This window comes from Leptolyngbya sp. 7M (assembly GCF_018128485.1).
Genome location: NZ_CP070897.1, coordinates 3,796,274 through 3,816,714 on the forward strand (window position 1 = coordinate 3,796,274; position 20,441 = coordinate 3,816,714).

Annotated in this window: 20 protein-coding genes; 12 read left to right on the plus strand and 8 right to left on the minus strand. The window is 47.1% G+C overall.

From position 1 onward, the window contains the following. Positions 1-9 precede the first annotated feature (9 nt). The gene (locus tag JVX88_RS19180; RefSeq protein WP_211619773.1) at positions 10-1,194 is read left to right on the plus strand and encodes a glycosyltransferase family 4 protein; all 1,185 of its coding nucleotides are present in this window, start codon (positions 10-12) and stop codon (positions 1,192-1,194) included. Between the two features lie 110 nt (positions 1,195-1,304). Then, positions 1,305-1,685: a sulfotransferase family protein gene (locus JVX88_RS19185; protein WP_211619774.1), complete on the plus strand. Its 381-nt coding sequence runs from the start codon at positions 1,305-1,307 to the stop codon at positions 1,683-1,685. A 247-nt stretch (positions 1,686-1,932) separates the two neighbouring features. Here the strand turns inward: JVX88_RS19185 and JVX88_RS19190 are convergent, their stop codons facing one another. Continuing rightward, the gene (locus JVX88_RS19190; RefSeq protein WP_211619775.1) at positions 1,933-2,802 is read right to left on the minus strand and encodes a helix-turn-helix domain-containing protein; all 870 of its coding nucleotides are present in this window, start codon (positions 2,800-2,802) and stop codon (positions 1,933-1,935) included. A 535-nt stretch (positions 2,803-3,337) separates the two neighbouring features. Here JVX88_RS19190 and JVX88_RS19195 point away from each other — a divergent pair. The 6 genes from JVX88_RS19195 (at position 3,338) to JVX88_RS38650 (ending at position 7,560) form a co-directional block, all read left to right on the plus strand. Continuing rightward, entirely contained in the window at positions 3,338-3,826 is a 489-nt protein-coding gene (locus JVX88_RS19195) for a DUF1772 domain-containing protein (RefSeq protein ID WP_211619776.1), read from the plus strand. 235 nt (positions 3,827-4,061) lie between these two features. Further along, positions 4,062-4,346, plus strand: a complete 285-nt coding sequence (locus JVX88_RS43145) for a hypothetical protein (protein WP_211619777.1) — start codon at positions 4,062-4,064, stop codon at positions 4,344-4,346. A 292-nt stretch (positions 4,347-4,638) separates the two neighbouring features. Continuing rightward, the gene (locus JVX88_RS19205) at positions 4,639-5,268 is read left to right on the plus strand and encodes a hypothetical protein (protein WP_211619778.1); all 630 of its coding nucleotides are present in this window, start codon (positions 4,639-4,641) and stop codon (positions 5,266-5,268) included. A 78-nt stretch (positions 5,269-5,346) separates the two neighbouring features. Further along, positions 5,347-5,661, plus strand: a complete 315-nt coding sequence (locus tag JVX88_RS19210) for a hypothetical protein (RefSeq protein ID WP_211619779.1) — start codon at positions 5,347-5,349, stop codon at positions 5,659-5,661. Further along, a complete protein-coding gene (locus JVX88_RS19215; RefSeq protein ID WP_211619780.1) occupies positions 5,630-6,067 on the plus strand; it encodes a hypothetical protein in 438 nt (145 codons plus the stop codon). Before JVX88_RS19210 ends, JVX88_RS19215 begins: the two co-directional genes overlap by 32 nt. Before the next feature lie 656 nt (positions 6,068-6,723). Further along, positions 6,724-7,560, plus strand: a complete 837-nt coding sequence (locus JVX88_RS38650) for a hypothetical protein (RefSeq protein WP_225931119.1) — start codon at positions 6,724-6,726, stop codon at positions 7,558-7,560. A 233-nt stretch (positions 7,561-7,793) separates the two neighbouring features. Here the strand turns inward: JVX88_RS38650 and JVX88_RS19225 are convergent, their stop codons facing one another. Then, positions 7,794-9,380 (minus strand): glycogen/starch/alpha-glucan phosphorylase, encoded by a 1,587-nt coding sequence (locus JVX88_RS19225; protein ID WP_211619781.1) that lies wholly within the window; start codon positions 9,378-9,380, stop codon positions 7,794-7,796. Positions 9,381-10,006: 626 nt separating this feature from the next. Here JVX88_RS19225 and JVX88_RS19230 point away from each other — a divergent pair. Further along, on the plus strand, positions 10,007-11,143 hold the full coding sequence (locus JVX88_RS19230) for an AI-2E family transporter (RefSeq protein WP_211619782.1): 1,137 nt from the start codon (positions 10,007-10,009) through the stop codon (positions 11,141-11,143). A gap of 9 nt (positions 11,144-11,152) precedes the next feature. Here the strand turns inward: JVX88_RS19230 and JVX88_RS19235 are convergent, their stop codons facing one another. Then, positions 11,153-11,905 (minus strand): hypothetical protein, encoded by a 753-nt coding sequence (locus JVX88_RS19235; protein WP_211619783.1) that lies wholly within the window; start codon positions 11,903-11,905, stop codon positions 11,153-11,155. 2 nt (positions 11,906-11,907) lie between these two features. Here JVX88_RS19235 and JVX88_RS19240 point away from each other — a divergent pair, with 2 nt between their 5' ends. Then, positions 11,908-12,078, plus strand: a complete 171-nt coding sequence (locus JVX88_RS19240; RefSeq protein WP_211619784.1) for a helix-turn-helix domain-containing protein — start codon at positions 11,908-11,910, stop codon at positions 12,076-12,078. 133 nt (positions 12,079-12,211) lie between these two features. Continuing rightward, on the plus strand, positions 12,212-14,473 hold the full coding sequence (locus tag JVX88_RS19245) for a TonB-dependent siderophore receptor (RefSeq protein WP_211619785.1): 2,262 nt from the start codon (positions 12,212-12,214) through the stop codon (positions 14,471-14,473). Here the strand turns inward: JVX88_RS19245 and JVX88_RS19250 are convergent. Next, complete coding sequence (locus JVX88_RS19250) at positions 14,470-14,637, minus strand: PHP domain-containing protein (RefSeq protein WP_211619786.1); 168 nt, start codon at positions 14,635-14,637, stop codon at positions 14,470-14,472. The genes JVX88_RS19245 and JVX88_RS19250 overlap by 4 nt on opposite strands. 78 nt (positions 14,638-14,715) lie before the next feature. Between JVX88_RS19250 and JVX88_RS19255 the strand changes: the two genes are divergently transcribed. Beyond that, positions 14,716-15,195: an NUDIX domain-containing protein gene (locus tag JVX88_RS19255; RefSeq protein ID WP_211619787.1), complete on the plus strand. Its 480-nt coding sequence runs from the start codon at positions 14,716-14,718 to the stop codon at positions 15,193-15,195. A gap of 17 nt (positions 15,196-15,212) precedes the next feature. Here the strand turns inward: JVX88_RS19255 and JVX88_RS19260 are convergent, their stop codons facing one another. The 4 genes from JVX88_RS19260 to JVX88_RS19275 all read right to left on the minus strand — a co-directional run bounded on the left by JVX88_RS19260 (position 15,213) and on the right by JVX88_RS19275 (position 20,415). After that, complete coding sequence (locus tag JVX88_RS19260; protein ID WP_211619788.1) at positions 15,213-16,253, minus strand: glycosyltransferase family 2 protein; 1,041 nt, start codon at positions 16,251-16,253, stop codon at positions 15,213-15,215. 61 nt (positions 16,254-16,314) lie between these two features. Next, on the minus strand, positions 16,315-16,845 hold the full coding sequence (locus JVX88_RS19265) for a hypothetical protein (protein ID WP_211619789.1): 531 nt from the start codon (positions 16,843-16,845) through the stop codon (positions 16,315-16,317). 203 nt (positions 16,846-17,048) lie between these two features. Further along, complete coding sequence (locus JVX88_RS19270) at positions 17,049-19,682, minus strand: trypsin-like peptidase domain-containing protein (RefSeq protein WP_211619790.1); 2,634 nt, start codon at positions 19,680-19,682, stop codon at positions 17,049-17,051. Beyond that, positions 19,645-20,415 carry an SDR family NAD(P)-dependent oxidoreductase gene (locus tag JVX88_RS19275; RefSeq protein ID WP_211619791.1) on the minus strand — a complete coding sequence of 257 codons (771 nt, stop codon included), beginning with the start codon at positions 20,413-20,415 and terminating at the stop codon, positions 19,645-19,647. The genes JVX88_RS19270 and JVX88_RS19275 overlap by 38 nt, the downstream gene beginning before the upstream one ends. Positions 20,416-20,441: the final 26 nt, after the last annotated feature.

The following is a 20,441-nucleotide window of genomic DNA, read 5'->3' on the forward strand; positions in this document are numbered from 1 at the left end:
AGGAGGCTTATGATCATTTCAATTGCTACTGGCCCTTGGTTACCCGTTCCAGCTATTCAAGGAGGGGCCGTTAATCGGCGTTGGCAAGGAGTCGCAGAAGAATTTGCAGTTAGAGGACACCAGGTGAGAATTCTTTGTCGCGCTCATCCTGATCAGCCGCAAACCGAAGTAATCAAAGGAGTACAATATATTCGCCGTGGTGGTTTTGCACAGAGTACAAACATTGCGTTTGATTTAGTCAAAGATTTTATTTATGCAGTTTCTACTGTTCCAACTTTGCCACCGGCAGATGTTTTAGTAACCAACGATTTTTGGTTACCTGTGTTTGTGCCCCTTCATCCCACAAGCGGTAAAGTCGTTGTAAATGCAGCGCGTGCCCCTAAAGGGCAATATTTTCTCTATTCTGGGGTTGACCGGATTGTTGGTGTATCGAAAGCTGTACAAAACGCCATTATTCAGCAAAATCCTCGGATGGCCTCGCGAGTTACATCAATTCCTAATCCGATTAATACAGAAATTTTTACTCCTTCTCGGCTGCCTAAACCAGAGAGAGAAGAGAAGGTTATTTTATACGCAGGTAGGATTCACCCGGAGAAAGGATTACATCTGCTTATTGACGCATTTACAGTGCTTGCCCAGAAATTTCCTACTATCAAACTACGAATCATCGGTCCCTATCAAGAACACCAAGGGGGAGGAGGCCAGAGCTATCTCCAGCAACTCAAATTGAAAGCTCAAAATCTAAACGTAGAATTTTTGGAACCAACCTTTGATCCTCATCAACTAGCAAACTTTTATCGAGATGCGGATCTGTTTTGCTATCCTTCCTTAGCAGAAAGGGGAGAGGCTTTCGGTGTAGCTCCGCTTGAAGCAATGGCAACAGGACTAGTACCAATCGTATCAAACTTAGATTGTTTTAGAGATTTTATTATCGAAGGAGTATCAGGGTATTTCTTTGACCATCGAAGTAATCAAGCCATTTCTAATCTAGCCAAGAGCTTAGAAACAGTACTCAAAAATTGGCAACAAACCTGCAACCTAGCTAAGAATGCGAGTTGCCTTGCTCAGGAATTTAGCTACAGTAGGACTGCCGAGTCTTATCTTGAAGAGTTTGAAAAATTGCTTATTAGTGAAACCTCAGTCAGCATGAAAATCTCTAAAGAAGCCCCAAAAAGAAGCCTAAAGAGAAATTGATAATGCATTTCTCAAGATAATAGCAACTAGTCTGTTATGATTACGTTCATAATCCTACACATCTAAAATAATTTTTGCGTCTACTATAAATTTTTTCTGAGGTATAGCTTATGCCAAAACCAAACTTTTTTATTATTGGATTGCCCCGATGCGGTACCACATCACTTTCATACTATCTCAGATCGCATCCTGATGTCTTTTTTCCTGAACCTTTATTCAAAGAGCCGCACTTTTTTAGTCCAGATGTTTATCCTCAGCAAATTAAGACAGAAGCAGAATACCTTAAAATTTTTGAAAGAGCAAATAATGCTAAGCGAATTGGTGAAGCTTCGGTATTCTATATATTCTCGGATTTTGCTAGAGAAAACATTCAGAGATTTAATCCTGAAGCGAAGATAATTATTATAATCCGACAGCCAGTCGAATTTATGATTTCCTTGCATCAGAAAAGAAATTCTACAAACTGTGAGAGGAGCGATCGCGGTCGATAAGTCGTGTGATTGATCATAGCGGTTAAAGAACCATTTTCACGGGCGATGCAGCGATCGGCGGTACAGGCAATTTAATATTTCAGTTCACGTATATTGTTCAGCGCAATCGATTTAGTGAACTGCTCTTTTTACTTACTTCCCATATTTTAATGTAGCGGACTGTGGAAAGAGTTTGGTGTTGAGTTCAAGATGTTTGTCACTGTTGAACAAAGTCGTTGTTCTTCTTACTGTACAAATGTATGGTTGCCTAACTTGCTCTATAGGCTTTGGGTGTCATGCCTGTGACTTGCCGAAACTGTTTGCTCAGATGACTGTGACTGTTGAATCCACACATCAGGGCAATATCCATGATGGATCGATCGTCCTCTTTCAACAACTGCTTTGCCCGTTCAATGCGTTGCTGGAGCAGATATTGGTAAGGGGATGCGCCGATCGCCTGCTTAAACAAATGACTGAAATGAAACTGGCTCATATTCAACAACGCCGCTAAATCTGCCAATTTGATGTCGTGATCCAGATGGTCGTTCATGTAGTCTAGGACTTGTGAAAGTTGACGCTGGGGTAATCCACCTTCATACACTGTCACTTGAGGCATGGCTGTCGCGTATTGTCTGAGTAAATGAACCGCCAGAACATTTGCCAGTGATTCAATGTAGAGCCGACTTGAGGCTTCCTGCTTGAGTTCAGTCAGCAGCAGTGTCCCAATCGCTTCAAGCTGAGGATCACGAGTCTGAAATATGGGCAGGAGTTCCAGGCGATCGGGATTCCTATTAATGGTTTCTTTCGCAACAGTCTGGATGAAACGAGACGTAATCCGAATCAGCAAGAAGCGATCGTCACCATCCCAACGAGAAAAAAACGGTACCTGGGCAGGCATGATGGAAATGTCTCCTTTGCCGTACAGCCCCGCGTAGGTCTTGCCTCCCTGAACTTGCAGCGAGTGAACTGGACGAGGTGCAAGAGATAGATAAATTGCATGTTCATCGCCCTGATCAAACCTCGCTTCACCCGCAGGTGGCTGGAATTGCTCAACCAGGATGTTTTCCCAACCCTGTTCTCGACTTGACAGAACGGGCAAGTGAGTACATTCAAGCTGGCGATTAGCAGAAGCTTTCATGATGCGAACCCAATGCGTCTAGTTTCAATTGTATCCATATTGAGGGATTCCCATGACACTCTTGAAACTGACCGCAAGATTGTGATAGTTGCACAAGAATTAGATAGTTGAGCATCGATCGTTTCTCTAAGCTGGAAGGGTAACAATTCAGAAGACAAATCAGAAGGAGATGTAGAAAAATTGCGTGCCAACAGAAGTCTAAGGTCGTGGTGGTGTAACTATTCCAGTTAGGATTATGGATTAACCGAGTCTTATGAAACTAAGTACCGAACGAATGATACTGCGATGGGTTCACATTCTTTTGAGTTTCCCAATTGTTGGCTACCTCTATGAACCCGTAGCGGACAGATCGGATGAGGCATTTGCAACTAAGTTTGTATACATTCCAATTGTTGTCCTATCTGGACTGTGGATGTGGAAAGGACAGGTGATCCACCAGTGGTTCAGGCGTTGAAACGGGCAGTCTAAGGTTAATAGCCTGCTTCTATGCAACATAGACTAGTCCGTCAAACTGACATTAATCCATAGGAGGCTTATGGCAACTGCTAACAATTTGCACTTTCCCTTAATGCTTGTCGCTGCACTCGGCTGCGGATTGATGGCAGGAGTGTTCTTCGCTTTCTCCACGTTCGTCATGCCGGCTCTCGCCCGTCTCCAGCCACCTCAAGGCATTGCCGCGATGCAATCAATGAACATTACGGCGATTAATCCGTTATTCATGATCGCGTTGTTTGGAACGGCTTTCGCTTGCCTTTTTCTGGCAGTCTCCGTTCTGTTTAAGTGGCACCAACCGAGTGCCTTCTATTTGCTAGCGGGTAGCCTACTCTACCTTATTGGCGCGATCGCAGTGACGATCGCATTCAATGTGCCGCTGAATGATGCTTTGGCAATCGTGAAGCCCGACAGTCCAGAAGGGGCAACACTCTGGGCAAGATACCTGACCGATTGGACATTCTGGAACCATGTGCGGACGATCGCATCATTGGCAGCGGCAGCATTATTCACGGTCCTGCTGTTAAAGTAGCTCCAGTACCCTTCTCCTGAAGGTGAAACCACTCCCATTCGCATCCTTTCTGCTCGCAGGAGAAAGAAGGTTGCCACAATTTCAATGATTAAATCCTCGATCGCCCGTCCTGCTTCAGTTCTCTTCGTGACTCGCTTTGCCATTGACGTTGATTCTTACAAAGATTCTTACAAAAGTTGATACTCTACAATGACAATCAATAGTCAAAATGACAATTAGTTGTCATAATTCAATTATGACTGGTTCCGGTGATGCCGTCACAGAGCATTTTATTGTAGGAGGATGCATCATGGTTTTGAGAACCTGGCGCTTCATTACGCTCATTCTGGCTGCATTAACGATGGGAACTGCCTATGCTCATGCCCTAGAGCTACCTGCCAAAATGAAATCTGAAGGGAAACTTGTAAAACAGCAGTATCGACAATCTACAACATCAGAATTTTCACATTCAAAGTTTTTGGGTTTAAGTTGTTGGTTTGCCACACCTGCCAGCAATCAGGATACATATATACTGTTTTAACCTAAGAATTATTTCATGGTGATCAGATATCAGAATGAAACCATGTTTGTTGCATTCAGCAGTCAGTAAATTGCTTGACAAACGCATGGAGCAGACTCATTTGAGTTGAGGTTAGAGTAGTGCAGACAGAAACAAATGTGTAGTTGCTGACATATGGAGTGGAGATCTTTGCCCGTATTAGATAGATAGCTGACAGTCTTACAACAATCCACATCATACCCTGCACTTCATCGATGAGACGCCAGAAACGATTCACAAAAAAGCGGCGCTGAAGCATCGCATTCCCCTGTTGATGGAAGTGGCGGCCTTGGTGGACCACTACCAGATGTATGACGCGATGGAAGCGGTGCTGCATGGCATCTATGACCAAGCCGAGGAGACGATTGTCACCCGGCAACAGGCGAGTGAGCGGGGCATGACACTAGCGGCCCAAATCATTGAGGACAGCGATGCGGTGCGCACCGAGGTGTATCAGGTGATGTTGCTGGCAGTTGTCCAGCAAGTCTGGCACAAGCAGGACTACCCAGTGCCCAGTGAGGATAAAATGCAAGCCCTGGTGAATGCCTTGCTGGAGTTGGGCCGCACCTATGCCGCGCTCAATCCAACCGAAGCAGCCGATACCGCCACTACCGCCACGCCTGATTTTCTTGATTCGCTCTGGCGGGCACAGTTGCCGAGTGACCCCAGTACGCCAAAACCCTACCCAGAGATTCGAGCAGAGCTGCAACGCGGTATCACGGCTCTTGATTCACTGCTAGAAGGCGTAGAAGATCCAGTAGCAGCATTGCGCTTTATCAATAACTTGGTGCAGGCGGTCACCAATGTGGAATCCCTCGCTGAGGCAGCGGTGCTTGATGCCCAGTTCCTGAGAGATCTCATGGCCTTTGGCTTTGAGGTTGCCAAGCTCAATCCCAACAACTGAGCACCTGCAACTAAAAATGGACTGGCAGCGTTTCTCGCTACACTGTGGGAGACTGCATTAGTAAAAGCAGATGATTTGGTGATCAAGCAAGCAACTGGAAAACTCAGTGAGATCTTTGAAAAGGCAGAGACCAAGAATGAACAGGTGAAAGTACTCGAGTTTCAAAAGAATTTGCTAAAGGCTGTCAAGCTAGTACCAGATTTTCAAAGCTCCCTGAAAGACCAGCTATTTATTAGCGACATAGTCACTTGCCGCGATGCACGCCTCCAAATCCTACGTGCGCAAGAGAATATTGGCGGCTTAGAAGGACGTGTTACAGTTTTAACCCCAGAAGGAATTGGGACGGTTGAAGGAGATAGACATGGGCTTAGATGCTGTCGTTTACACTCATAAAAACAACTTACAAATCGATACCAACTCAAATATGCTTCAAGTTGATGAAGAAACTGGCGAAGTTTTTATTGCCGATGACAATCTTGCGTCTAATTATCCGAACAGTAGTTTTGTAGCTGTTCAATGTAGACTGGGCAATTCCAGCAATATCGGTTATCTCAATGAAGAAATTGCAAACCTATTGCCGAATGAAACGTCTCTACTGCTAGAGAAAGTGGTCTACAGCGGGTCTCACAGTGGAGACAAAATAGACTTAGAAGAATTGGATCAACTAGAAACTGAAATTAATCGACTCAAACAACAATTGCCCGGACAGAGAACGGTCCTTTTAGAGCAATTCATTCAGAATATGACTGAATTGATCCAAGCGGCTCGGAGAGAAGGGAATCCAATTGTGTTTGTGTAAACATACGAACGAGCAACAAGCTCCTCTCATTAGAGTGCACCAACAGGTGTAGGATTTACAAGCGTTGGTCGTCGAAGGAATCCTATAATTCAATCAGTCAACCATTCAAGAGCGAAATCTTTTACCTGGTCAGCCACCTAAACTAATTCATGAAGCAGCCAACAAAGTTTTGGATGATAATACAGACGATGAAGCCTATGTTTGGCTAGATAAGATGGTTGACAACGTCGAAAGGACAGATGACAGAATAGAGGAATACTAGCTTACTTTCTAAGCAGTTTATCTTGACCATGAGTAATTTAGAAAAGAGATGCAGTCTGATAGAAAAGTGCATCGAAGAATTTGAAGCAGAAAAACTACCCATTCACTCCCTAATCAATAGCCTTCAGAGCATACTCGATACATAGACAGTGAGAAAGCATGGGTCGATGCCTTGCGTAGCGAGTGGTGGACCCTTGAACAAGTTTATGCAGTTGCACGGGATCGGGGAGAAACAAGCTTGAGTTTTGAAAGTAGAAATTTAATTCATGAGGCCATTGATAATATGAAACTACTTTTGAAACAGGCAAATTTATCGGAAGGATGAAGTAACTGTAGTATGAGCAGGATAGTTTTGCTTTGATCCGGCTAGATGAAGATATCACTATCGCCCCTGTTTGGCTCGAGGACTGGGTGAACTCAAATCACAGCCCGCAAGGACCGCATTGCCGCCTCACCTCGGTGGCTTCCACGAAGATCTGGTTGTCCACAGTCAGCGAAACTGCCTTTACATTGCTCCCGATGCCATGGATAGGCTCCAGCAGCAAACGGCAGTGTCTAGGTTGCTCCAGCCGGGGCTATACACCATCAGACTTAAGAGCGGTACGTTTGATTATCAAATTGAGTCAGGGCATCCCGGTGAGCCAATTGTGTTGCTCTGGGCCTATGGTGGCAGAGTAGTCAATCAGAAAACTGGGATTGAGGTGGGTGCCACTTGGTCTACCCTGAATGGCTACAATGACATGCTGCTGCTGCGGGTGATTGAACCAGCCACCCTCTGCGGGTTCTTCTTTGACACCTATCTGGAAGACAACGAGGGAGAAGTAGTCGTTTCAGTAGAAGGACCGGGCTACAGCGATAACCTGACGGTCCACAGCAGATATAACTGCCACTTTATTGATCCAGACACTATGCGCAGCTTGGAGCAGGAAATTTCTGTTTCCCGAACCTTGCAGCGCGGCACCTATATTCTTCGGATCAAGAGCGGCGCGTTCGGCTATCGGTCTGAACCTAGCCTTCAGGGCGAGCCAATTGTATTGCTCTGGATCTATGGCGGTAAGGTGGTCAACCAGCAGACGGGGATTGAGGTTGCGGCAACTTGGATTTCTCTGAATGGCTACAGCGATATGCTGCGGTTAGAAGTTCGAGAAGCGGCCACGGTTTGTGCCTTCTTCTTCGACACCTACCTGGAGGACAATCAAGGCGAAGTGACCCTATCGGTGACTCGTATCTAAAGTCAGGTCAACCTGACAATTGGCCAAATAGCAAAATGTGATCGGCAGCGGGTTAACGACCTGTTGCTTTTTTGTTTCTCTTTGCTTTCTGATTTTGTTTTCTAATTTTGTTTCCCAATCTTGTTTCTCACGGTGTAAGTACCTCGGCATAATTAAAAACCAGATTCAAAACCCTATGCCGCCCGTGCAGCGGGCGGCATAGGGTTTTGGGTTTTATGTTTAATTATGCTCACCTACTTAGATAAAAACTGCCCCATCTGAGCGATGGTCAAAATCGACATCCAGGTCCAATTTTTTTGATCCTGATAAGCCTGGCTGATGCGCTCCTGACAGTTCATATACGACTGGTAATCCGCTAGCACCAGATTAGGGTCATTGTTGATCAGCCACTCGATCAAGGGTTTGAAAACACTGCTGTCGCCGTAGGAGAAATAGCCGGATGCGATCAAATCCAAAGCTTGCTTCAGGTCTGGATCGGTGTCATAGAGCTGCCAGGGATCATATCTGGCGTTGAGGCGTTCGGCTTCGGTGGCCGTCATGCCGAAGAGAAACAGGTTTTTGGCTCCGATGGCTTGCCGCAACTCTAGGTTGGCACTGTTGGGTGTTCCGATGGTGATAGCGCCATTCAGGGCAAATTGCAGCGGTATCAGACTTGGCACATCTTGATCAGCTAGCGGAATCTGCTCGGCTAAATCCGTTGCTGCATAAACATGACGGATGGTTTTATAGCGATTGTCCGCTAAAACAATCACCTGCAGTCGCCCCTGGACATCTGGATCACCATTAATGGCATCTGACACAGCCCGGAGCAGTTGGGCAATGGCGGCGGCAACCGGATGATTCGGCACGGCTTCACCAACAAATAGGCAAGTCCGCGGCACGGACCGATGCGCGAAGCGCTGAATCGTATCGGTGCTGGCATTGGTTTTGAGGCGGGCATAGAGGGTAATGATATGCAGCAGATTCAGCAACTGGCGCTTGTTGGCCTCGATTGGCATGGCTTGCACATCGAACAGGGAATTAAGATTAACCGCAATGCCCGTCTGTTGTTGGATGTAATCCATCAAATCTTGTTTGGCTGCCCGTTTCGCCTCCCACCAGTTACCACAAAATTTAGCATTATCAACTAGGGATTCAAGCTGCTGCAACTGTTCAGGGTGAATCATCCAGTCATCCCCCAACCATTGCGTAATCAGGTTCGCTAAGCGAGGATTAGTTTGAGCTAAAAAGCGGCGCGGTGTAATTTTGGCCGATGTGTCACTAAATCGTTCGGCATACATGTCGTTAAAGTCTGCTAGAAGCGCGCGTTGAAGCAACTGGGTGTGGAGCGGGTATACACCAGCAATCGTGTCACTACCAACACAGGCGAGGTGCAGCATACGGAGATTGCCACTACTTTGATCGATCAGCGACATGCGACCAATACGCTCCTCATCTGCAGGAAAACGGCTCCGCACCTGATCCAAAAAACGCCGGTTAATTTCATGGATGATTTCCAGATGTCTGGGCAAGAGCTGGTTGAACAACTCAATTGGCCACTGCTCACCGCGTGCAGTTGCAGTCAAGTGATACAGGCGGCAGCTACAGAGCTTTTCAGTGATTGACCAAGCCTGCTCCCAGTCAAGCTGATGTTCATCGACAAGCTGGTGCATCAGCTCTGCCAAAGTTAAGGCCGTGGTCGGATCATTTAACTGCACCCGAAAGTGGTCGGGCAGCGACTCCAGCGGACGTTCAGCCTCGAGATGGAGTCGGATCATATCTTGAACAGCCCCAGAGGCGAGTAAGAACCATTGGCGATGCAATTCAGCGTATAATGCCACGGGAACCTCTTTTGTTTTAGATATGGGAACAGTTACAAGTAAGTGCCCATCTGATTTCTCATCCGATTTTTCTGGCTGCAAGCCAGTAAACTCATGAGAGTTTTTGAACTTTAAACCCCCTACGGAGGGTTCAGACGGGCTGTAAGTACAGGCACAAGTAGGGTCAGGAGTTACTCTCGATCGGCTAAGAATCAGCTCAAACCTCAACTCAGCTCTGATTTAATTGAGAGCATTCTCCTTTTGCAGGGTTACAACAGATAGCTCATCCTGAAGTGACGACAGGACAAGCACTAGAGACAGGGCACCATCCGTAAGAAGGATGGCAGAATGAATAAAAGGGATTAAATTTATTTAATGTAACAATAGATAATAAAAATTGCCAGTGTTGCAAAAGACAAAGCTCAGCTATTGACCTCAACAATTGGTATCTCACTGTTAGCTGAACGGCTAACTGAGGCGGCTAACTGAACGGCTAACTGAGCAGTAAATAAGCGAGGCTGAAATTAGCCTCTAACTTTTTCCATTGTAGTAAAGTGGAGTTTTTTGTGCTTTGTCATTAGTCATTTCTGAACCTCCAGTGACGAATGACCCTTGACGAATGACCAGATGACCAAAGCAGACTACCTATGACTGAGACAACTGAACCAAAGTCTTCTAGCTGGCTGAGTCGCCTACCGCGTTGGCTGGTAGTAGCCCTAGCGATTCCCCTGATCGGGCTAGATGGTTGGGTGATTTTGCAAGGGTTGAACTACTTCGATTCAATTATTTCAGCCCTGATCCTGGCGACAGTTTTAGCTTTTTTGTTGGATTTTCCGGTCCGGTTTTTGCAGCAGCGCGGTATTCAGCGTCCCTCTGCAGTTTTAATTATCTTTTTGCTGGCATTGACTTTAATTGCTGCCTTGGCGATTACGCTGGTACCGCTGATGCTGACCCAGCTCGAAGAGTTAATCAAGCATCTACCCGACTGGCTCGATGCCGGTAGCCGCCAACTTCAAGCGTTTCAACGCTGGGCTGTGGTGCGGCGGCTACCAGTCAACCTGAGTGGTGTGATCCAGCGGTTAGAGGCATCCGCTCCCGAAGGGATCGAATCATTTTCGCTGCAGCTTCCCAATGTAGTAATTGGTGCAGCTGGTGGCTTAATAGAAACCGTTTTGGTGGTGGCGCTGACGCTCTATTTATTGCTGCATGGTAGTGCTTTTTGGCAAAGCATCTTTAGATGGTTTCCTCAGCCTTGGGGCAATCAGATCCAGCAATCGCTGCGGCAAAATTTTCAGAGTTACTTTGTGGGACAAGCGACGGTCGCGCTGATCCAAGGCACTACTCTCTCGCTGGCGTTTTTCTTGATTCATCTGCCGCTGTTTCTTCTGTTTGGCATCACGATTGGGCTGCTGAGTCTGGTTCCCTTTTTCGATATTGTCGGGGTTTTGTCAGTTAGTCTGTTGACGGCCTTGAATAATGTCTGGCTGGGGCTGGGGGTATTTTTCCTCTGTCTCGTGATTGATCAAATCATCGATAACGCTGTTAGTCCCCGGATTATGGGCAAGCTAGTCGGACTCAACCCGGTTTGGATTATTCTGTCGCTGTTGCTAGGTGCGCAAATTCTAGGCGTGATCGGCGTGATTTTGGCGATTCCTCTAGCTAGCACAATGCAAGACATTATCGAGCACGTTTACCCAACGGTCACCGGACCAGCAGCACCATCTGAACTTGAAGAAAAAGATGCTCCGCAAGCAGTGAATCTGGGAATTAGCTCTGGGAGTTAACTCTAGGAGTTAGTATTCACCCTCTTCTGCCACAGGTTCTTCGGAAACCGCATCGTCTGGGTTCGGCGCTGCAACGACCGGAGCTGGCTGATTGCGCCAATTAGCAATTGCTTCTTGGGCAGGGGCATAGGTGGGTGTATTGGGCGGAACCAGCTCCCCGATCTGAATCGCTAGATCCAATTCCCCATTGGCGGCTCTGGTGTTGGCTAGGTCTAGAATCATTTGGCTCCAGAGCGTAATCGCCTGCTGGGCCTGTTCGTGGACTTTCGCCTGATCCGATGGCACTAAGCGAGCTGCCGAAATCGCCATACTGTAGTTATTCGCCGCATCGATCACGGATGCTTCGTTAGAGCGGGCAGCTCGGCCTTGTGCCATGTCTAAGATCACCCGGCTCCAGCGGTCAATCGCCTGCTGTGCTTCCTGATATAGGGGTTGGTCGGGCTTGATCAAACGCGCCATTTTGATCGCTTCAACGAGATCAGAGACTTGATTTTCCTGGACAGGGTTGCGAGTGCGAATCAGCATAGTTTTGCCCTTGTTCAGCAGTTCTCGGTTGGTCTGCTCCAGTAGCTGATGATGTTCGGGTGTGCGCTGATCTGCCGCAAGTTGAGCGAGCTGACGATTGGCATCCTCATATTGTTTGGCCTCGAATGCTGCCTGAGCCGATTGCAGCAGCAGCACTGGATCCACTGCAACGATTGGCGCATTAGTAGGGATGGGGTTGGCGGCAGGCGAATTGGCAGCAGGGCTAGGGGGCTGCATCGGTGGGGCTGCAGCTGGCAGAGCAACTTCTGCGGCAAGGGCATTGTACGGTTGCGGAGACGGCTGCCATTGTTGGCTATTCTAACCCAGCGCATTTTGCGGTGGCGTTTAAGCGCAAGTTTGGCATCACGCCTAAGGAATGTCTGTGTGGCAAAACGATCGTTTCGCGGTGATTGATCGTTTCAGGGTAGACAGGCTGTAATCACTCTACTAGACTGACTTTCAGCTTATAAAGAATTATTCTCAAAAGAGGGTGATTTGTTGCTGACAGTGTGTGGAGTGGGTATGAGCGATCGAGGGTTGACTGTGGGTTCTTGGAAGAAGTTGTCGCTTCAGGTGCGGCTTTGGCTATTGACGGGTGTATCGGGGTGTATTGCTCATGGGCTGCTTATTTTGCCCGCTGGGGCGCAGGTGACCTCACCCCAACCCTCTCCTTACCAAGGAGAGGGAGTAGAAACAGGGGAGGGAGCAGACTCTGGCTTCCCTTACCAAGGGGGGATTGTAGAGCGAAGCGCTTCTCGCAGAGTGGGGGGTAATGCAGAGCTTCAGCCTGTAACCGCTATTCCGCATCTCGGCGAATTGGAGCAACCTGCTACTACGATCGAAGATTGGGTTGCCCAAATTGAGGCCTCGCTGGTGCAAATTACCGATGTGCGAGTTGAAGCAACGGAAGCTGGATTGCAGGTGATTTTAGAAACGGCAGAGGGTTCTCTGGAAGCACCGGAAACCCGATCGGTTGGTAATGCCCTGATTGCAGATATTCCCAATGCCGCTATTGCCGAAGACTTTTCCCAAGCAGAGCCGATCGAGGGGATTGCGCTGGTGAGCGTGACGAGTTTACCAGATAACCGAGTGCGGGTTGCCATTACTGGAACGGAGGCACCGCCTGTGGCTGAAGTGACAGCAGAAGCTCAAGGGTTAACGCTGGCCGTAACACTAGGAGATGCGGATACCGTTGCAGAAGACGATGCGATTCAGGTGGTGGTGACAGGAGAGCAGGATGAGGGATATAACCCGTCGAGCGCAACGACTGCCACGCGAACCGATACGCCGCTGCGAGACATTCCCCAATCGATTCAGGTTGTACCGCGACAGGTAATTGAAGATCGACAGCCAACAAACCTGGTAGACGCACTCAGGAGTGTCCCTGGTATCTCTACGCAGGGTCAGCCATCTACATCGATTTACGAAGAACCCGTGATTCGAGGATTTACGGCTACCGAATTCGATATTTTGAGAAATGGATTAAGCACTCCCTACGGCGGAGTCTCTAGTTTTGACTCGGCAACTGTTGAACGGGTTGAGGTTTTGCGAGGCCCAGCTTCAGTTCTATTCGGTCAAGGGTCGCTGGGTGGTGTAATTAACGTCATTACAGAGCAACCTTTGAGTGAGTCTCAATATTCTGTAGAAGCATCGGCTGGTAGCTATAATTTCTATCGCGGTGCGATCGACCTGACAGGCCCACTCACTGAGGATGGCAGGTTGCTATATCGTTTGAACCTTTTAGCAAGAACCACAGAAAGTTTCCTTGACTTCTTCGATCGGCAACAGTTTACGGTTGCTCCCACGATTTCTTGGCAGATTACAGACAACACGAACCTCAGCTTGTTTGCTGAGTATATCAATATCGACGGCGCTTTTGGGCAATTTGGCTTGCCAGCGAGAGGAACTGTTTTGCCCAACCCAAATGGCGACATTCCCTTGAGTCGCAACTTAGGTGAACCTTTTGCCAATGAGACTACGGAGTTGTTCCGGGTAGGATATGACCTGGAACATGAATTTAATCAGAATTGGCAGTTACGCAGTGTTTTTGAAGCGGCTTGGCTTTGGCAAAATAGAGAAATTGTGACTCCATCTGGTCTAGAGCCAGACGATCGAACTTTACTACGAAGATATCTTGAAGGTTCAATCGATGCTAGAACGTTGACCTTTGATAACTATGTAGTCGGGAGTTTTGAAACAGGTAGTATTCAGCATCAGCTACTTGTTGGAGTTAATTACACTCGCACAGACCAGGATGCCTCTGAAACTGCGGGTTCGCGTGTTGCCGCAGCACCCATCGACATTTTTGATCCAGTCTATAATCAGCCCTTTGGAGAACCGCTCGACACCCCTTTTGAGGGAGAAGCAAGGTCTAATGCTTACGGCTTTTATTTGCAAGATCAAATTTCCTTGGCGAATAATCTTAGGCTGGTATTGGGAGGGCGATTTGACGTTGCTAATCAGCGCATTGTCAACACGTATCCGACTGATAGTTACGATCTCCAACAAGTCTTTAGCCCCAGAGTTGGATTAGTCTATCAACCGATTCCGGCAATTTCACTCTATGCCGCTTATGGACGCTCCTTTAGACCGCTAACTAATGTATTTGAAGGTGCGACTGTTTCAGATCCAGAACGCGGCACATTATATGAAGTTGGTGTCAAAGCCGATGTGAGCGATCGCCTTTCAGCAACCCTGGCACTTTATGATCAAACTCGCACCAATATTCTGACGACAGACCCGAACGATTTAACGCGATTGATTCAAGTGGGCGCACAAAACAGTGAGGTGTACCCCATTGTCTAGACAGTTTTAGTCAAAGCAGCAGCAGTTGCTTCTTCCCAGCCTGACATCGTGTCATGATCGGTAATCGCTAAAATTTCAACCCCGGCAGCGGCAGCAGCCTCTACGAGTTGCAGTGGGGTGAGCGTGCCATCTGAGTGGGTGGTGTGGCAGTGCAGTTCTAGCATAAGGTTTGAGTTGCAAATAGCTCAGGAGCGACCGTCTCTCCTCAGAATAGCTAACTTCGTTCTATCAAGCAGCAGCCTATGGGGTATTCGTTTCAATATCCACCAATTGACGATAGCTGGTATCATCGCTTGCCTGGAATTCCAGAGGAAGTTTCGGCAGGTGGTGTGGTGGTGCGGCGGCAATCTGAGCAGGTTTATGTAGCCCTGATTCAGGAACGAGGTGCTGCTACTTTTGTATTGCCAAAGGGACGATTAGAGCCGGGTGAATCAATTCAGCAGGCAGCCCATCGCGAGATTGCCGAAGAAGCGGGCTTAACTAATTTAAAGTTGCTGGCCGATTTAGGCATGCGAGAGCGGCTCAGTTTTTCTAAACGGCGCTGGAAGAAAGTATATTATTTCTTGTTTTCGACCTCTCAAGTTCAGCCGAACGCTCAACGGATTGAGTCGGGCAATCGGTTGGCATGGTTTCCGCTCAATCAGTTGCCTGCGTTATATTGGCCGGAACAAAAGGCGCTGATTGATTTTAATCGGGAGCGGATTTGGCAGACGGTCAGCTGAGTACAGTTGATGAATGATTACTCATTGTCAGCAGGTAGCCCTAGTAGGCGCTTCAACTTAAACCAAGCAGTGCGGATTTGCCAGAACTTGCTAGTCTCCATTGCCGTAATTCGGGCTTGCAGAGCCTCTGCTTTGCTCTGTAATGCGTCTAGTTCGGCTTGCATTTGGACAACGGGAAATGAAGTGTTTGCTGTGGCTTGGGTTAGTTTGGCTTCTAAAGTTTGGATTTGCTTTTCTAGATTTTTGACATGGGCTTCTACGGCTTCGATGTGATGCAGGCGTTTGAGCGAAAGCTGATGGGTTCGCTCTAGTAAATCGTACTTTTCAATAAAAGATTGCTGGAGTTTTTGCATGCGTTTGCTGAGCCAAGGTTCTTGCTGATAGAGCGGTATGGAATTTTGAATCGCGAATACTTCAGCAAACAAAGCCGGAATGTTGCCTGACAGACCGCCATGAGCGTAGGAAACCAGTGTACGTGGGTAGTAGCATAGCTTTAAGCTGGAGTCTTGCAGCAGCCTAGCAAACCATTCGTAATCAGCGGCAATGTTGTAAGTTTCGTCGAACAATCCCAACTTGCGGAATAGCTCCGCTTGAAAGAAACAGGCAGGTTGAATCATGCACTCGCCTAAGCTGACCATTTCCTCTAGCATTTGTTCTGGCGGAGCTGGTTTGTGAATGTTGGAGTCTCCTGTGGTGTAACGAGCTTCGTGATCGCCATAGACAAAGTGGCAATCGGAATTGGTGGAAACAAAGTGAACTAAATCTTGAATTACATTATTATCAAATAGATAATCATCTGAGTTAACAAAATAAATCCAATCTCCTGATGCTAAACGAATTCCTTTGTTCATTGCTTGATAGACACCGTCATCTGTTTCACTGACAAAGTGTGCAATCTGATGAAGATAGCGGTTGATAATTTTCTTGGTGTTATCAGTCGAGTCTCCATCTATCACAATATATTCAATATTTGAATAGGTCTGGTGAACCACGCTTTGAATGGCTCGTTCCAGTGTGTGTTCAGAGTTCTTGCAGACGGTAATAATCGAAACTTTCACAGTTTTCCAGAGGCGATAGGACAAGCGCTGCTAGAGTAAATCTGGATCAACTGCACCTGATTTACTCATCATGACCGGCACCAAAAGCTCGTTTGAACTTGAACCAAGTTTTTCTAAGCTGCCAGAACTTGCTGGTTTCCATTGCGGAAATGCGGGCTTGGGCTTTCTGAAGTTGAAATTGCGTTTGCTGAAGTTGGAGTTGGGTTTGCTGGAATTGAAGATGTGTTTGCTTTAACTTTTGCTCGACCTGTTTGCGTTTGCTTTCAGCTTTTTCTGTCTGCTCTCGAACTTCACTTAACTCATTCTGAGCGTGTGCTAATGCATTGCAGGCTTGTATTAATTCGGTTTGCATCTGCTGGGCTTGATTTTGTTTCTCCCTCAAATCTATTTGCATCTGCTGGATGTAATTTCTCTCTTGGTCCATAGTCTGATGAAGCTTTTGCCTTTCGGCTTGAGCTTGTTGTAAAGCTTCATTGACCTCGTTGATTTTATAGTTAAGATCCCAAACTTGTTGTTGCATCTCTTGAAAATTTTCTTTGAGCTGAGTGATAGCCTCTAATATTCCTGTTGCTGTCGCCCGTTCAATGTACAAACCATCAATTGCAAAACTAACATGGCGAGGATTGCCACTTTTATCTGAGTTGATTTGGATAACTCGATTAACTCTGAAAGTTAGCTTCGTATAAACAGTATCATCTCTAATTAATTCAGGTGGAATTAAGCCAGTGATGAACGTTTTGACTTTACCTTCGCTGTTTTTTATAGAAATAGAATCTAATTGAATTGAAACTCCCCCTATTTCCTATTGATAGCTGCCTCAGGCTCTCCTAAGGATGCAAAAGCGTAACCTTTTTGAGCGTAAATGTCAGCACTATCTGGCCGGAGCCTGAGCGCGCGCTCAAAAGCCTCTATGCAGCCTTGACGGTCTCCTAGAAAAGCATAGACAAGACCTTGAACGGAATAGACACTGGCGTCGTAAGGTTGCAAGCTCTCAGCTTTTCTTAAATCAGCAATAATTTGAGCTTTGGAATAGATTGCTTGTGAAGATTCTACCGAAACCTGACCGCTTCGGTCACCAACACCAAGTCCACCTTGGTTTTTATCGCCACTAGTGGCACTGTTAGGCTGGACTTCGGTTGAAGTACTAACCGGGCTTCTAGCACTGTTTTTCTGTAAGGCACTTAGATAAGCTCGATAGCTATAGGCAAAGGCAAGGTCCGGCTGAAGTTCGATTGCTTTGTTAACTTCGACAATGGCACCCGAGTAATCCAGAATATATTCGCGAGTCTGAGCACTTTTGATGTAGGCCACAGAAGAATCAGGGTTCTTACGAATTGCTTCAGCACTCACTTTGAGCGCTTCTAGATGACGACCCGAATCATTCAATATCGTGGCTTTCCATTGATAAATAATAAAGTCATTAGGGGTTAAGTCAATTGCTTGCTGAATGGCTTGCAGTGCCTCTTCAAAGGCTCCAGAGTAATAATGGGCATCGCTAATCTGACGCCACGCCTGACTGCGCTGTCGATCAGCCAAGTCGGTATCAGCAGTACTAGTGCCATATTCAAGCGCCTTCTGAAAGGATGCAATGGCATTCCTATATTGCTTCAGTCCCATCTCGGCCATGCCGTGAGCATACCACGCTTCAAAGAAGTCTGGTTTTAGCGCAATCGCTTGTTCATAGGCATCTAGCGATTTTTCATAGCGGCGCAATCGCCAGAGTTTATTTCCGTAGCTCAACCACTCAATTTCATTGGCATCACTTCCGGGAGGCTCCAAATTGATTGTGGAGGCAACAATTTTATCTTGTGCTTGAGCAGATAAGGATTGAGGCAGAGCCTCTTCAACATTTAGATTGAGCGCAATAGTATCCTGGCGAATTTTGGTTAAGAAGGTACGGATGGGAATTCCTAGGCTATAACCTAAATCGTATCGAGATGCTTGATCAGCTCTTTCTACAGTAGGGCTTTGGCTACCTTGATCGGCTTCTGCAGCAGCATGAATTCCAATCACTCGTCCTTCTGTATCTAAAACAGGTCCACCACTGATGCCGCGCTCAGTAAAATTCGTATAAAGCAATTCGTAGCCGCGCGTTAAAGACCGTTCGTCTCTGGCGCGATTGGTATCATTCCCCCAACCTAGCAGGAAGCCAGCATGAAGCTGACGGTTTGTGGTTGCACTGCTTTGCCGTTCAGGCCATCCGGAGACAAAAGTGACTTGGTCTTCAAGGGCACGAGGATTGTCCGCCAACGTTGCCACTTGATAGTTCTGAGGACTGGTGAACTGTAAAATCGCCAAATCAATTCCATCCCATCGTTTAATCAAGCTAGAATCGACCGAATGCACCTGGTCGTCGGGAGTAACAACGGTCAATCCAGCATTGCTGGCTACATGATCGGCAGTGAGCACATAATAGGTGTTGCCTTCCCTAGCCACGATCACGCCCGAACCGCTATTAGTAGGCCATTTAATCAAGACCGAGATTTCTTTAGCCCTTTGATCAACCGTACGCACTATCTCAGGCCAAGATTGAGAGGATGAGCCATCAGCTTTAGTTGGCTGGGCTAAATTAGCTGAAACATACTGGGGAGCAAGCTGAGCCAGCATTTCAACCGGAACGGCCCAACTAGAATTTCTCATGCGACTGCGTAGTTCGTCATTCGGACGACTATTATCAGCATAAACATAAGGATTTCCCCAAAGCGGATGAGCGTAGATGCCGTTGATACCAATTACTTCACCTTGACGATTTAGAACGGGTCCACCACTCATGCCCTTTTCAATTTCACTGGTGTACCCAATTCGATAACCTCCCTTTAATGGTTGTTCTTCTAGCTCAAAAGAAATTTGCCCCCCCGTTCTAAAAACAAATCCAGCTGATTGTCCAGACTCCGCTTCGGATGGAAAGCCCGCAGCAAATATGGCATCGCCAACAGTAATGGTTGATAGATTTGCCAGAGAAGCCACGGTGTAATTTGCATCAGAGCTGAATTGCAACAAGGCTAAATCGTTTTCACCAAAGTTGACTCCGGTAACTAACTCGGCTGTATGGGCTTGACCATCAGCAGTTTGAACCTGGTAGGGTGCTCCAGGTTCCAGAACATGCTGATTGGTTAGAACCGTATAAACTCGCCCTTCTTTGCGAATTATCACTCCCGAACCGCTGCTGTACCTGTCTTTGGTAGAAACCATAACAGTAATTGATTGAGCCAATTGCTCTAGTTGCTCTTGAGAAAGTTGGGGAGAAACAACCTCCTGAGCCGAAGCTTCTGCTATAGACGTACTGATATAAAGTCCTTGAATTGGCAGCCATAGCAAGGCACTCATCGAAGCACCTAAAGCAATTGATCGACGGTTCATGAACATACGTTTGGTTTCTGAAATATAAAAACTATTCGCGGTATCGAGCCTTGCCGGCAATTCGGTCATACATCCATGCAGGCATAAATTTTCCGGCACGAACTATGGTCGCAAGCTGCCATGGGAACGCAGCAAAGCGCTTTTTCTTCTCAATGGCCCGAATAAAGTGGGGGATCGCATCTTCTAATTCCATTAGGAAGGGCATCTTATTGGCTCTACCTGACGTTAAAGGTGTTTTGATGAATCCAGGCTGGATTATCGTAACATCTATCCCCTTGTGCCTTACATCAAGCCTAACGCTTTCAAAGAATGCCGTCATCCCTGCTTTGCTCGCAGAATAGGCCGCAGACTTGGGTAAACCCCGAAAGCCAGCAAGACTTGATATTGCAACCAAATGACCTTCACCTTGTTCTAGCATTCCTGGTAGAACTGCATGCACTGCGTTCACCGCACCTAGAAGATTAGTGTCAATAACTTTCTTTACAGATCTCGGTGTGTAATTTCGTGTCGCTTCATCATTACCGCCGATTCCGGCATTCGCGATCAGGATGTCTATGCGGCCAAACTCGCTCCGAAGATCATCGGCAGCCTCAAAAACAGCCTGTTCATCGATCACATCCAGCGGGAAGACCCGTGCCGTTCCACCGGCTGCTCGGCACCGATCAGCCAGATCATCTAATATTTCTCTCCGGCGAGCGGCGAGCCCAATGATCGCACCACGAGTGGCTAATGCTATCGCAAGCCCCTCGCCAATGCCGCTAGAAGCACCTGTGATAAAAACCGTTCTTCCTTTCCAATTCATAATGCGTGTAATCGTAATCTCCCCCC

Coding starts and splice junctions, on each gene's coding strand:
- JVX88_RS19255 (WP_211619787.1), top strand. CDS start 14,716: ATGGGGTATTCGTTTCAATATCCACCAATTGACGATAGCTGGTATCAT.
- JVX88_RS19180 (WP_211619773.1), top strand. CDS start 10: ATGATCATTTCAATTGCTACTGGCCCTTGGTTACCCGTTCCAGCTATT.
- JVX88_RS43145 (WP_211619777.1), top strand. CDS start 4,062: ATGACTGGTTCCGGTGATGCCGTCACAGAGCATTTTATTGTAGGAGGA.
- JVX88_RS19190 (WP_211619775.1), bottom strand. CDS start 2,802: ATGAAAGCTTCTGCTAATCGCCAGCTTGAATGTACTCACTTGCCCGTT.
- JVX88_RS19235 (WP_211619783.1), bottom strand. CDS start 11,905: ATGCAGCCCCCTAGCCCTGCTGCCAATTCGCCTGCCGCCAACCCCATC.
- JVX88_RS19195 (WP_211619776.1), top strand. CDS start 3,338: ATGGCAACTGCTAACAATTTGCACTTTCCCTTAATGCTTGTCGCTGCA.
- JVX88_RS19185 (WP_211619774.1), top strand. CDS start 1,305: ATGCCAAAACCAAACTTTTTTATTATTGGATTGCCCCGATGCGGTACC.
- JVX88_RS19205 (WP_211619778.1), top strand. CDS start 4,639: ATGGAAGTGGCGGCCTTGGTGGACCACTACCAGATGTATGACGCGATG.
- JVX88_RS19230 (WP_211619782.1), top strand. CDS start 10,007: ATGACTGAGACAACTGAACCAAAGTCTTCTAGCTGGCTGAGTCGCCTA.
- JVX88_RS19215 (WP_211619780.1), top strand. CDS start 5,630: ATGGGCTTAGATGCTGTCGTTTACACTCATAAAAACAACTTACAAATC.
- JVX88_RS19275 (WP_211619791.1), bottom strand. CDS start 20,415: ATGAATTGGAAAGGAAGAACGGTTTTTATCACAGGTGCTTCTAGCGGC.
- JVX88_RS19270 (WP_211619790.1), bottom strand. CDS start 19,682: ATGACCGAATTGCCGGCAAGGCTCGATACCGCGAATAGTTTTTATATT.
- JVX88_RS19250 (WP_211619786.1), bottom strand. CDS start 14,637: ATGCTAGAACTGCACTGCCACACCACCCACTCAGATGGCACGCTCACC.